Annotated in this window: 10 protein-coding genes; 7 read left to right on the forward strand and 3 right to left on the reverse strand. The window is 57.5% G+C overall.

The window, feature by feature from the left end:
• Positions 1-6: 6 nt before the first annotated feature.
• The 3 genes from MB02_RS11855 to MB02_RS11865 are packed head-to-tail and all read left to right on the forward strand — an operon-like array spanning position 7 to position 2,981.
• The gene (locus tag MB02_RS11855; protein WP_067538010.1) at positions 7-795 is read left to right on the forward strand and encodes an SDR family oxidoreductase; all 789 of its coding nucleotides are present in this window, start codon (positions 7-9) and stop codon (positions 793-795) included.
• A 4-nt stretch (positions 796-799) separates the two neighbouring features.
• Positions 800-1,912: a hypothetical protein gene (locus tag MB02_RS11860; protein ID WP_067537585.1), complete on the forward strand. Its 1,113-nt coding sequence runs from the start codon at positions 800-802 to the stop codon at positions 1,910-1,912.
• Positions 1,899-2,981: a phosphotransferase family protein gene (locus MB02_RS11865; RefSeq protein WP_067537588.1), complete on the forward strand. Its 1,083-nt coding sequence runs from the start codon at positions 1,899-1,901 to the stop codon at positions 2,979-2,981. The genes MB02_RS11860 and MB02_RS11865 overlap by 14 nt, the downstream gene beginning before the upstream one ends.
• A 304-nt stretch (positions 2,982-3,285) precedes the next feature.
• On the opposite strand, the gene MB02_RS11870 is transcribed toward MB02_RS11865, so the two are convergent.
• A complete protein-coding gene (locus MB02_RS11870) occupies positions 3,286-5,367 on the reverse strand; it encodes a TonB-dependent receptor plug domain-containing protein (protein WP_067537590.1) in 2,082 nt (693 codons plus the stop codon).
• Positions 5,368-5,452: 85 nt separating this feature from the next.
• Between MB02_RS11870 and MB02_RS11875 the strand changes: the two genes are divergently transcribed.
• On the forward strand, positions 5,453-5,983 hold the full coding sequence (locus tag MB02_RS11875; protein WP_235829496.1) for a hypothetical protein: 531 nt from the start codon (positions 5,453-5,455) through the stop codon (positions 5,981-5,983).
• Between the two features lie 141 nt (positions 5,984-6,124).
• Here the strand turns inward: MB02_RS11875 and MB02_RS11880 are convergent, their stop codons facing one another.
• On the reverse strand, positions 6,125-6,736 hold the full coding sequence (locus MB02_RS11880) for a TetR/AcrR family transcriptional regulator (RefSeq protein ID WP_067537595.1): 612 nt from the start codon (positions 6,734-6,736) through the stop codon (positions 6,125-6,127).
• 214 nt (positions 6,737-6,950) lie between these two features.
• Here MB02_RS11880 and MB02_RS11885 point away from each other — a divergent pair, with 214 nt between their 5' ends.
• The gene (locus MB02_RS11885) at positions 6,951-9,146 is read left to right on the forward strand and encodes a TonB-dependent receptor (RefSeq protein ID WP_235829497.1); all 2,196 of its coding nucleotides are present in this window, start codon (positions 6,951-6,953) and stop codon (positions 9,144-9,146) included.
• A gap of 88 nt (positions 9,147-9,234) precedes the next feature.
• A complete protein-coding gene (locus tag MB02_RS11890) occupies positions 9,235-10,089 on the forward strand; it encodes an SDR family NAD(P)-dependent oxidoreductase (protein WP_206598596.1) in 855 nt (284 codons plus the stop codon).
• Between the two features lie 181 nt (positions 10,090-10,270).
• Here the strand turns inward: MB02_RS11890 and MB02_RS11895 are convergent, their stop codons facing one another.
• Complete coding sequence (locus MB02_RS11895) at positions 10,271-11,422, reverse strand: amidohydrolase family protein (protein WP_067538016.1); 1,152 nt, start codon at positions 11,420-11,422, stop codon at positions 10,271-10,273.
• 202 nt (positions 11,423-11,624) lie between these two features.
• On the opposite strand from MB02_RS11895, the gene MB02_RS11900 reads away from it, so the two are divergent.
• Positions 11,625-12,515, forward strand: a complete 891-nt coding sequence (locus MB02_RS11900) for an IclR family transcriptional regulator (protein ID WP_067537608.1) — start codon at positions 11,625-11,627, stop codon at positions 12,513-12,515.
• Positions 12,516-12,535: the final 20 nt, after the last annotated feature.

Below are 12,535 nucleotides of genomic sequence, written 5' to 3' on the forward strand. Positions count from 1 at the left end.
GACGCGATGCAGCGTGTGAACGGCAAAGTCGTCATCGTTACAGGAGGCGCGAGCGGGATTGGCGAAGCGGACGTCAGGTTGCTGGCTGAACAGGGTGCACGCGTCATACTTGCCGACGTCGAAGAGGAGAAGGGGCGAGCGGTTGCGCAACGCACCGGCAATGCGGAGTTCGTGCGTCACGACGTCAGTTCAGAAGCCGATTGGGAGGATTTGATCGCGAGAGTGGTTGCGCGGTACGGCAGGCTGGACGGTTTGGTGAACAACGCTGGCATTATCCGGGTTGGCGATCCCTGCACGATCACGCTCGATGCCTTGCGCGCGATGATGACCGTCAATCTGGAGGGCACTGTCCTCGGGTGCAAACATGCGATCCCTGCAATGATAGACAGCGGTGGCGGGTCCATCGTCAACATTGCGTCGATCGGCGCCGTTTCCGGCCTCTACTTCTATGGTGGATACTGCGCGTCGAAGGGGGCGGTCGCATCTTACACACGGTCGGTGGCCGCATACTGCGCAGTCAACAAGCTTGGCATTCGTTGCAATACGGTTCTTCCCGGGGGGGTCGACACGCCACTGGTTTCGGGATTGGAAGCGGAAATGGCGGCGCAGATGCCTGGCATGCGGATTCCGCCATCCGCGCCTGTGCAGCCGGATGCTCCACAAATGCGCTCTGCTGTGCCGGAAGATATCGCAAATGCGGTGGTTTATCTGATTTCTGACGAATCTTCATTCATGAGCGGCGGGGAGATACGGATCGACAACTGTGCCTCGATAATTGCCGCAGTGGTCGAATAATTCGATGATCTCGCGCTTCGACGACTACTGTCTTCATCAGACGCCCGACTATCTGCGGGTGCCTGCGACTACCGACCGCAATTTCTACGACCGGTATTTCTTTTCGGGTTATGAAAGGTCTGGTGCGATCGTGTTTGGCGCGGCTTTTGGCAGATATCCTAACCGTCACGTTCAGGATGCGCATTTTTCCGTGGCTGTGGGCGGCCGACAGGTGAGCTTGCATGCCTCGCTTCTTCTTTCGCCCGATCCGTCGATCATGGAATGTGGGCCTCTGAAACTGGAGATTGTGGAGCCGATGCGCCTGCTGCGCTGCTACGGTGACGCTGAAGGTGTTGGTTACGATCTGGAATTTCGTGCCGAAACCGGAGCGATCGACGAAGGCCGGCTAAAGCTGGAGCGCGATGGGATGACTTTCATCGATCAGACGCGTTTCATGCAATATGGCCGATGGCATGGCTGGATTGCGATTGATGGTGTTCGTTATCCCGTCGATCAGAGCAGGTGCCATGGTTTGCGCGACAAGTCCTGGGGGGTGCGCTTGTTCGCCGAAAATCACACGACTGCTGAAAAGGGAGGCCAGATTTTCTGGATGAATCTCGTCGCCCGGCTCGATGGCGAGTTTTGCGTCATCCGTGTGCTCGACGATGGTGAGGGGGTTTCGAAAGAGCGGACAGGTTACTTCGCTCCGGTCTACGATACCCCGGTTGATGTGCCGGTGGGGGAGCCATGCCTGATACACGTGGCCGACTGGACTTTCGATCTTGATTTTCGCGACGGTACGCGGCGCATCGGAGGAGGGCGCTACCGTGTTGAGCTGGAGGATGGCAGCTGCCGTGACTGGGAGATGGTGGCTGGCCCATCGTTCTACTATGCCGGGATTGGATACAATCACGCGACCTGGAACCATGGTCTGTCGCATGGACCCGTTCTGGCATTGGAACGGGAAGACTGGGATCTTTCTGGCGTGGATATGAGCCGCCTAGACCGGCAAATGCTTCTTAGCGTCATGACCTTGCGTGAAAACGGGCGGGTCATCGGTTTCGGCCACACCGAACAGCTTCTCATGGGCCCTTATCGCCCACTGGGCTGGTCTGAGGCGCAATATGTCGACCTCTGATAGCCTTCAGGATGCCGCGATCCGCTCGTCGCTGGAAAAATCGACTTTGCAGAACGCAAACTCGATCGCCAACCGGTTGCAGCCATGGCTGAACCAACGGGACCTTGGGGAAATAGCAGCTGTGCGGACTCCGGGAACCAGCGGCGCATCGAGCGAGATATATGTGGTCGAGCTGGCGCGTGGCCCCATATGCAAGAGATGCGTGTTACGTTTGATCTCTGCACGGGTCGCTTATCCCTATGTCGATGCGGGGCAACAGTACCTTTCTCAGAAGATATTGGCGCAAGGTTCAGCCGCACCGGTGCCTGAACCTATCGCGTTTGAGCCGGACGAGCGCATTCTTGGCGCACCCTTCATTTTGATGGACTATGTGGAGGGGAAAGGCGCACCTGACTGGCCATCATACGTAAAGCAAGGGTGGATCCACGATCTCGATGCAGAGCAACGGTCGCGATTGTGGGAAAATGGTCTGAACGCCATCGCGCAGATACATAGTGCGGATATTGTCCACTGCGATCCGGCCAGTCTGGCCTTACGCACCGGAGGCCTTACGGCGCTGGACAGGCTTGTTGCATACTGGCGCCTGTATCTTGATGTGGTTCAGCAGGAAGGAGTGTATCCTGTCCTTGAACAAGCGGTGTCGTGGCTTGAAACCGCGCAGCCTGAAATGAATGATGATCCGGTAATGGTTTGGGGGGATGCGAGTTTGCGAAACATGTTGTTTCGCGGTCTCGATCCCGTGGCGGTTCTGGATCTTGAATTTTCGCACCTGGGCGTGGCTGGGTTCGATGTTGCCTTTTACGTCATGATGGATCGGGTAATGGCGGAGGCCTACGCGCAGACCGATCGTCTGGCTGGCTTCTGGGACGAAGAACAAACATTCGATCATTACGAGAAATTGACCGGAAGGCGTGTGGACCACAGGCTGTATTTCTGCCGCATGGCCGTGACTTATATGGCGCTCGCAAACACAAGAGTTTACCAGAGGCTGGCGAGGGAAGGCAAAATGCCACAATCGCAGATCGCGCAGAATCCTCCTTTGATCCATTTGCGGGATATGTTCGCATAAGTGGCGGTCGTGCCGCCGAAGGTCAGTCATATCAAATTACGCATCCCTATATGCGTGATCCAGAAGCGACCGGGATACTTGCAGGGGCCGTCGTTTGGTTGCGCTGGCTAAGAGGTAAAGCTTGAATACATAATGAGAGAGGAAGTGCTGGTCGGAAACCAGCTGCAGCTAGACTGAAAGCTCCGCCACAAACCTCTGTCATTCCTTGCCAGAACAGGTCCCAATACTAGGGCTTTGCACCAGTCTGGACTGTTTCCGCTTGTCGGCTGCCAGTCGTTAAAGGGCGCCTCGCTGAGGCCATTGGTCAGAATTTTGCCCGGGCACTCAAGAAGAAAATGCGGCCTGATTCTGGAAAGCCGTCTGCCAGCATATAATTGTTGTCAAACAGGTTTCGCGCGCCGAATCCGAGTTCGATCTGCTCGGTGACCAGGTAATCCACTCGCAGGTTGGCAACGACGTAGTTTCCCGTCTCGTAATAAATAGGCGGGGGCGCTGTCGTCGAAGTCATGCGATCCGAGGCAATATCGAGGCTTGGCAGGATGCGAAGTCTCCTCAGAGGATGCCAGTCGGCGTAGATGAAGGCCTTGTGGGTTGGGACGCCTGTCAGCGCAAAAACTGGCACCATGGTTCCCGGCGCGGGATTAGCGATGTCGAAGCTGCGGTGGATGTATGTGTAGTTGGCTCCCAGATCGAACGTTGGACCAAGCTTGGCGTTGATCGAAATCTCCCCGCCATAGTATTGGGCATTGCCAAGGTTCTGACGTTGAGTGGCGTTGGCTGGGAACCCGGCTGGCCGCACCGAGACGATGGCATTATCGATGTCGCTGTAGAACAGCGCGCCTTCTATATGAAACGCCCCGATCTGATGGCTGATGCCTAGCTCATAATTCGTTGCACGCTCGGCCTTCAAGCCCGGATTCGACGCTGCAGTGCCGAACTGCGTGCTGAAACGCTCAAAGATAGTTGGAAAGCGGGCGCGCGACGAAATGCTGACATTGACGCGTGTATCAGCGTCAGGAGTCCAGACGAGTTGGCCTTGCGCGTTGAAGGCATCGGAGTTCCGGAGCGGATAGCTGAAAATCGCTGCCGCCCCGCCAGCTGGTGGTGTGCCGTACTCTTCCGCCTTCTTGAGGTCGCGCCAATCAAAGCTCGCTCCCAATGTCAGGCTCAGGGCCGATGTGAATGCGACCCGGTTTTCGACAGCGATGCTATACGTGTCCTCGATGTTGGTCTGCGGCGGTTCAGTCGCCCCCGAAGGGAAGCCTTGCTGCCATTCAACATGCTTGTCGCGGCGGTAATGAGCAGCGATCGTGAGCCGGTCTGCGCTGCTGATGTCGACCCCGAGTTCCACTGAACCGCCCCACGCCTTGTCGGCGTAATAGGAGTTAAATGCGCGGCCCAGGGTCTGCGTGGTTTGAGTGCGATCGTTGAACGAGCGCAGGAGATTGTCGAAGGTATTGTAGTAAATTCGCGTCTTCAGCGTAGCCCGGTCACCCAGGGCTGTGTTCGACAGGAAATAGATGCTGTCGATGTTCCAGTATGGCCAAGTCCAGAACCGCTGCGTTGAGAGCGGATCGGTTACGTGCAGTGGTGCGTTCTTCTCACCTTCCTGCCGGGTGTAGTTGATCGAGTATTCATCAGTGGCATTCGGCGTGAGGCCTGCTTTCAGATTGAGCCTCCAGTCGACCGTGCGGGAAAAGTCACGATGCCCGCCATCTTCGGCCGAACCGACCGTCGGAGTGTAGCCCCCGGCAAGGTCCCAGTGATCCTGGAAGTTGCGGGCGAATGACGCCTGAGCATACCATTTATCACGCGCGGTCCCGAGCCGACCGTAAGTGGTGTAGCCCGCATATTCGCCTTCACGGCCGAGATTGAGCGTGCCGCGCACTTCTCCTTCCAACGCCCGCGTGGGCTTGCTGGTTACCAGATTGATGGCACCGCCCATCGCGCCAGGCCCGTCAAGCACCGAGGCATATCCCTTGGCGACCTGCACTTCGGCAATGTCGGGGGTGAGGAAACGGCCGTAGTCGAGCCGATTGTCGGCGGGCAGATAGACCCGAATGCCGTCGATCGAGACTGGGACCTGGAACCGGTCGAACCCACGGACGAAGACGAGGCGTTCATTGCGCGACCCGCCGCTGTTCGATGCGATGACACCGGGCATTACATTTACCGCATCGTCAAGGGTCGGGCGGTTGAACGCATAGATCGCCTCGGCGGTCAGCGTCTCGCCACTGATTTCGATTCCCTTCGGCCGCAGCGCGGTAACGACGATCTGGCCAAGGGTGAACGTGCCGTCATCGTTCGTTGATGGCGCTTCATCTGCCCATGCCCCCGTCGACAGAGCAAGGCTGCTCGCAGCAGCGAATAAAGTGAACAGACGCATGGGATACCCCGATAGTGGTTGTCGCAAAGGGCGACTATCTATATTTAGAGAAATATAGATATGGGTGACAGAGGCAAGCATGGCCGTGAAAATTTCAAGGGTTGTGGTTTTGGGAACACTGGCTTTCATCGCTCTCGTGCCCCCACCAGTCGCAGCGCAGGAGATGGCTCCGGCAGCTTGCGTGATGCCAGTTGCACCGACAGATGAACTGGCATCCTGGGCTGATCCGGTCCCACTTGCGGCGGAAAATAGCGAAGGCCGCACTGGCCGTGCGCGCCTGGCCATTGGGCAGGCTGCACACCTGACGTTGCTGAAAACACCTGAGGTCCGGTATCCTCTCCGCCCTGAGAAGCCCGGTGAATCGGGCAGCTTCGGCGGCCTGGTCCGGCTCGATGTGCGTAAAGCCGGCACTTACCGAGTCGCGCTCGGCTCGGCAGCTTGGATCGACCTCGTTCGCGGCCGTCAGGCTGTGACCTCCATTGTGCACGGCCATGGTCCGGATTGCACCGGCATTCGCAAAATCGTCGACTTTCCCCTGACGCCGGGTCGCTATACGCTGCAAATTGCAGCTACTGACGAACCGCAGATGACGGTCTTGGTTGTGCGCTTGCCTTGATCAGGTCAGCTGACACTTTGTGACTGCCGGTTCGCTGGCGGGGCCATGCTGCTGGATGTCGGCAGTGGCCGCCGCCGAAGAACCTCTCCAACCCGGCTCTCGTTGGGCATCCCGAATGCTCCCGTGTCGTATCTCGACGCGTTATTTGAGCGTATTTGCGCCGCATACCACCAAGCGGATTAGTTCGCGTGTTGCATCTTCGCTGACATCGCCGCCTCCAAGAAACAGCCGTAAGACTATGGGCCCCATTATCGCATCGATCAGCAGATCGACATTCTGAGGTGCGAGAAGCTCCCCACTTGAGATGGCATGATCGAGAATCTCCCGCACTGGGGCCTTGCGCTGCTCAATGTAGGTATGGAGGGCTTCCATCAGCGCGGGATTGTCAGCGCACTGCGCGACCAGAGATGGCATCATCGTCACCATTCTGGTTTGGGCTTCGAGTTGTCCCGGGGTGTTTTTCACGAGCTCCACAAACTGTTGAATCACGCCTGTGAGACTTTCGATCACGTTGCCCTTTATTTCCGCCTTGATCGAAGGGATCGCTCCCAATGCGGCCAGGACCACTTCCTCCCTTGAGCGCCAGCGGCGATAAATTGTCGCTTTGCTTACTGAAGCAGCTGCCGCAACGCGATCCAGGGTAAATCCTTGCAAGCCGTACTGGAGCAGGATCAGCATCGCCTGGTCGAGTATCGCACGTTCTGCCTCCTGACTGCGGCGACGCCCCCGCCGACGCGGACTTTCCTCAGTCACATTCGTGCTCAAACCACCTGATCCCCAAATACTACTTCCGCACAGATAATGGTCTGGCAATCGGGGGTCAACAAGTCACATCGCCACCCTAAAGGGAAAAATTCTGTTGTGTACTGATGCGTACCTATTTAGGTGGCGCACAATAAATTCGAATCAACTGCATAAGAATCACCATTTATTTCAGGGTACTGATACGTACCTGATAGGGAGGAAGATGATGTCATCCAATTTCGGACGGTACGGGCTTGCAGCCAGCGTTCTCGCAATCGGTCTTGGTGGTACTCAAGCGATGGCGCAGGACGACCAGGCACCGTCTTCGGAAATTGTCGTTACGGCCTCACGTACAGGGGAATCACGGCTCAGAGACACGCCTATAGCCATCACCGCACTCTCCGCGGATCAACTCGACCAGCGAGGTGTAAACGACATTCGCGGCTTGACCGATTACACACCCAACCTGCAAATCGCCGATTTCACCGGGTATGCGCAGATATTTATCCGCGGGGTGGGGTCCAACGATCCCTTCGCGGGCACCGATCCCAGTTCCACGGTGCATCTCGATGGTGTCTACCTTGGTCGCACCTTGGGATATTTTTCCAGCTTCCTCGATGTCGAACGGATCGAGGTCTTGCGAGGGCCACAGGGCACACTTTACGGACGCAACTCGGTCGGTGGCACCATCAACGTCATCACCCGCAAGCCAACCGAAGAGTTCAAAGCCCGGCTCCAGGCTGGCGCGGGAACGTATGGGACGGCATCGGGTGCCGCGTACGTCAGCGGTGGGCTTGGCGGAGGAGTGGCTGCAGGTCTCGCTGTTCAGTATCGCCGCAATGGAGACTATTTCGATAATGTCTCTACCGGTGGCGATATCGGGCGGGACAGCAACTTCGGAATCCGCGGGCAGATCGTTGCTCCGCTCGGTGATGGCGAGGCAATCCTGCGCGGTGACTATACGCGCCAGAAAGGGCGGCTTGTAGGCTATTCCAAACTGCTTGCCCCAACTGGCCTTGCCACAGACGATGCGGTCCTGGGGGACTATGACAAGGTGTCGCTGAACCGCAGAAACCGGCAGGAGCAGTCGGGCGGTGGGGTGTCGCTGGAGTTGAGCTTCCCGTTGACTGATACGGTGACGTTGAAATCACTCTCTTCATGGCGGCAGTTGCATGGCAATCTGGACTATGATTCCGATGCCAGTGCAAGCGATATCGGGCGCTCAACAGTTAATCTCCGACAAGAACAGTATAGCGAAGATCTTTCACTTACTGGAAAGTTCGATAACCTTACTCTGTTTGCAGGCTTGTTTTATTTTCATGAGAAGGTGAAAGAGCCGCTTCGCTTCACACTCTATCCTGCTGACGCAAGTAATTTCCGTCTCCCCGAAATCCGTACCAGCTCCATTGCGTTCTATGGACAGGCTGAATACGCGGTCAGCTCGCAAGTATCGATCGTTGCAGGGCTAAGGTACACTCGCGAACGGAAGAAGCTGGCCGGTCGTTTCCTCTGGACTGCATCCGCATCGCCAGACTTTGATACGGCACTGTCCGCCCCGGTGATTGGTGCACCATATTTCTATGATCCTTTCGTCGCCAGCGCCTCGGAAACATACGATGCATGGACACCCAAGTTCGGGATCAATTTCCGTCCGGATGCCAACAGCCTGATCTATGCCTCCGTCACCCGTGGCTTCAAGAGTGGCGGATATGACATGGGCGCAACCGACAAAGTAATTGCCGAACGCGGCTTCGCCCCGGAATTGCTATGGTCATACGAGGTGGGCGCAAAGACGTCGCTGATCGATCGTAAGCTCGATATCGCGCTTACCGGATTCCGGTATGATTATGACGATCTGCAGGTAACCCTTTTCGTTCCACCTTCCTATGCCGTGACGCAAAACGCGGCTTCTGCACGGACTTATGGTGTCGAACTGGAAATGCAGGCCCGTCCCACTCGCGGATTTACTCTTTCGGGTACGCTGGCCTATCTCGATGCCAAGTACCGGCATTACACAGGCGCCTATACGGCTGCCTTCGGCGCCTTTGACGCAACCGGCAAACGGCTGAACAATGCCCCCGAATGGGCATTCACCGTCGGAGCGCAGTATGAATTCCCTCTCGCAGGCGGGAACAGTTACATCGGTGCCGACTACAAATGGCAGGATGACCTCTACTTCAGCCCTGCCAATGACGGGGCAGACGGTGTCAGCGGGTATCTCGAACAGCAGAAGGCCTATGGCCTGTTCAACGCGCGCGTTGGCTGGACCAGTGATGACGGACGGTATGGCATCGCTCTGGTCGGGCGTAATCTGCTCGACAAGAACTACGTTGTGTCCACCGCCAGCTACACTGCGGCGATTAGCGGACGACCCGTTACGCCGCGCACGGTTGACGCCACATTTACGATCAACTGGTAAGATACGCCCCACCCACCGCTATCTCAGATGCGTGGGTTTCCGGATCATGTGAGAATAGCGGTGGGTCAGGCCGCAAAAGGATATGAGTATGAGCAAAGGTGTTGCCGTCGTTACAGGGGCAAGTCGCGGTGCGGGCCAGGGCATCGCGCGGGCATTGGGAGCAGCAGGCTATACCGTCTATGTCACCGGGCGTAGCCAGACGCAGGATGCATCACCGCTCGGCGGAACCATCCATGAAACTGCAGCCCAGGTAACCGCTGCCGGCGGGCGCGGTGTTGCCTTCGCTTGCGACCATGCCGACGACGAAGCTGTGCGAGATCTGTTTGCCACCGTCGAACGTGATGAGGGACGCCTGGACATTCTTGTCAATAACGCCGCGGCAATCAGTAGCGATCTGATCCAGCGTGGACCGTTCTGGACGAGGCCTGTCGGAATGGCGGACATCATTACCGTCGGCCTCAGGTCGAGCTATATCGCGGCTCATGCGGCTGCCCCTTTGCTCGTCGCCAAACCTGGAGGTCTCATAATCTTCACCTCAGCGCCCGGTGCCGTCAATTATGCCCATGGGCCCGCGTACGGTGCACAAAAGGCCGGAACCGATAAGATGTCGGCCGATATGGCGGTGGAACTAAAGCCTTTCGGTGCGGCGTCTGTCAGCATCTGGATGGGCCTTCTCAAAACAGCCCGGTCAGCGGCTTCCATGGCGGAGAAGCCTGGGCAGTTTGATTTCTTGCTGCCTCATATGGAAACACCAGACTTCACGGGACGTCTCATTGCGGCCATCCACAGCGATCCAGGGATGATGGCGCTGTCAGGTCGCACTGTGATTGGTGCGGAGCAGGCTCGGGAATACGGTTTGCTCGACCTCGATGGAAGCAGCCCGGCTTCACTTCGTCCAGTTGTTGGCGGGCCGTTCAAGTATGATGACCTGATTATCGATTGACGGTGGCCTATGAGGCAGTGCCTGAGCAACGTACTCTCAGGGAGTCGGATGCGCTCGCTAGAGGTGAATGGCGGCTAGATGGTTGGCACCTCATGAGGGCCAGCCATATCAACCACAACAGTGCCGATACTGGCCAGCACAATGGATATCGTGCTGGCCAGTATGCTCTATACTCAGGTGGTCAGGACAGGCCGAAGAACCGCATGGCGTTTTCGCGCATGATAGGTGCCCGGTCTTCTTCGCTAACGCCGTCGAACTGCCAGTCCATGACGTCCATCGACTTTGGCCACGTCGTCTCGGAATGGGGGTAATCGGTTGACCACATGATGTTTCGTCCGCCCGGCAGATTGCGGTTCCGGATGCCGACAGGATCGCGGATGAAGGAAGCATAGATGTTCTGATCCATGTAGTGGCTTGGGCGATGTTGCAGGTCCAGCTGCAGCCAATGCCGCTGGTTGTCGTAGATGCTGTCCATGTATTCGGCCATCCAGGCCATCCAGCCCACGCCGCTTTCGATCGCACCGAAGCGCAAGGCTGGAAAGCGATCGAAGACGCCGCCGAAGATCATGATCGCAATCGGTTCAGCCATGCAGACTTTCGACATTACGAGGTGGGGCAGGAAGCGATTCATGCCGGGTCGCGCGATGCGGGCACCGAGATGAATTGTGATTGCGATGTCGTGATCGACACACGCTTTCCAAAAGACGTCGAAAGCGGGGTCATCGTATTGCAGCGGGCCATCCGGGTCACCAGTGAGTGCGAGTACCTGCGCTGCGAAACCGCCTCCGTCCGTTCCTTTTCCGGACTGGGGGAATGCCGGGATGTTGACAGCTCGCATGCCGCGCTTTGCTGCATCCTTCAGCATTTTTACGGACTGATCGATATCTTGCATGGGGAGATAAGCGACTCCGACAAGCCGGTCAGGCGCATAGGAGCAAAAATCTGCCAGCCAGTGATTGTAGGCTTCGAAGCTGGCGATGTAGAGGTCATTGTCGCGGGTGCCCAGCGGGCCGCCACCGAACAGCGCGGCGGCGCCTACGCCGTCGCTGTCCATGTCCGAGAGGCGCGCCTGGGGTTCCCAGCTACCGGACTGGATTTCGCTGCTGCGTCCGACCGGGCGGAAGTTCCGCCCTTGCGAAACAACGGACGAAAGTACGTTCAAAGGTTTGCGTGATCCTTCAAACACGACCCAGTCGTGCGTTTCGTCCGGTGTGCCTTCTTCGATTTTCGGGCCCCGTCCGGCCAAGGCGGACGGCAGGTAGTCGTCCCAGAATGTTGGCGGCGGATTGACGTGGGCGTCGGCGTCGAAGGGGCTGAATGGCAATACGGTCATGATTTCCTCTCGGGCTGGGGTGGGCAGACGGCTTTGCAACGCCGTTCTCATGCTTTGTTCAGGCGTGAAATCGAATAATGCCGAAAGTTTGTCAAGATTACAAAAATTCTCTCAAAATAACGAATCTATGATGGGATTTGACATTTTGCCGAAGGCGCGGGCTTGATGTTAGGGCCGGGAAAGTTCAGGGCGTTGCATTGCCATGTCATCCTCTCCTCCCATCGCGCGCGCCGTCGCTGTGCTCAATTTTCTGGGCGGTCACAGCGGCCAGGCGTTTACCTTGACGGAAATATCGAAGTCCCTGCGGATCAGCAGCGCGACTTGCCACAACTTGCTCGGGGCGCTGGTGGATGCTGGCTACGTCTATCGTACGGCCGCGAAAACCTATGTGATCGGCCCTGCGGTGAGCCGACTGGCGCAGGTGACGCTACCATTGGATGTTCTGATGCAGGTTGTACGGCCGGAAATGCGGCTGCTGGCGGACGAGTTCGACGTGGTGTGTTCTGCATCTTTTCTCGAAGGCGACAAAATCGTCGTGCATGAAAGGGCGGCTGCCTTGTCCCACATCGCATGGGACGCACCTGGTATGGCCCCGCAGAGATTTGCGCCGCCGGTCGGCAATATTTTCCTGGCGTGGGCCGGCGATGAGGTCCTGGCGCGCTGGATGGATAGCGGCGAACCGCCGCTAAGCGCCCAGGATCGCGAGGACGTGATGCGCGCGCTCGAATTTCTGCGGGCCAATCGCTATGCGGTTGGTGTCCGGATTGTTCCGCTCGATAGCCTGGAGCGTGCTCTGGAACTGAGAAACCGGTCGGATATGACTGACTATTATATCGCAAGCGTCGATCCGGAGGCGAGCTACAACCTCGCTTACATTTCCGCGCCGGTATTCGGACGCGCTGAAACGGTCGCATTTGGCCTCAGTCTACTGGGCTTCGTGCGTCCGCTCGAGGGCAAGGCGGTCTTGCTGATGGCGAAGCGCCTGCGAGCTGCCGCCGACCGCATCGGTTCCTTCATCGCCGGGCGTAGCATTGTAAATCCCGGTTCGTTCGTGGCTCCGTCTCAGCCCACTGAGATTTCCCTCTCTCGCTGACTTCGTCCGAAGGTTGTCGG

Source organism: Croceicoccus estronivorus (assembly GCF_001625325.1).
Lineage (GTDB): Bacteria > Pseudomonadota > Alphaproteobacteria > Sphingomonadales > Sphingomonadaceae > Caenibius > Caenibius estronivorus.

Coding starts and splice junctions, on each gene's coding strand:
- MB02_RS11885 (WP_235829497.1), top strand. CDS start 6,951: ATGATGTCATCCAATTTCGGACGGTACGGGCTTGCAGCCAGCGTTCTC.
- MB02_RS11870 (WP_067537590.1), bottom strand. CDS start 5,367: ATGCGTCTGTTCACTTTATTCGCTGCTGCGAGCAGCCTTGCTCTGTCG.
- MB02_RS11890 (WP_206598596.1), top strand. CDS start 9,235: ATGAGCAAAGGTGTTGCCGTCGTTACAGGGGCAAGTCGCGGTGCGGGC.
- MB02_RS11860 (WP_067537585.1), top strand. CDS start 800: ATGATCTCGCGCTTCGACGACTACTGTCTTCATCAGACGCCCGACTAT.
- MB02_RS11855 (WP_067538010.1), top strand. CDS start 7: ATGCAGCGTGTGAACGGCAAAGTCGTCATCGTTACAGGAGGCGCGAGC.
- MB02_RS11900 (WP_067537608.1), top strand. CDS start 11,625: ATGTCATCCTCTCCTCCCATCGCGCGCGCCGTCGCTGTGCTCAATTTT.
- MB02_RS11865 (WP_067537588.1), top strand. CDS start 1,899: ATGTCGACCTCTGATAGCCTTCAGGATGCCGCGATCCGCTCGTCGCTG.
- MB02_RS11895 (WP_067538016.1), bottom strand. CDS start 11,422: ATGACCGTATTGCCATTCAGCCCCTTCGACGCCGACGCCCACGTCAAT.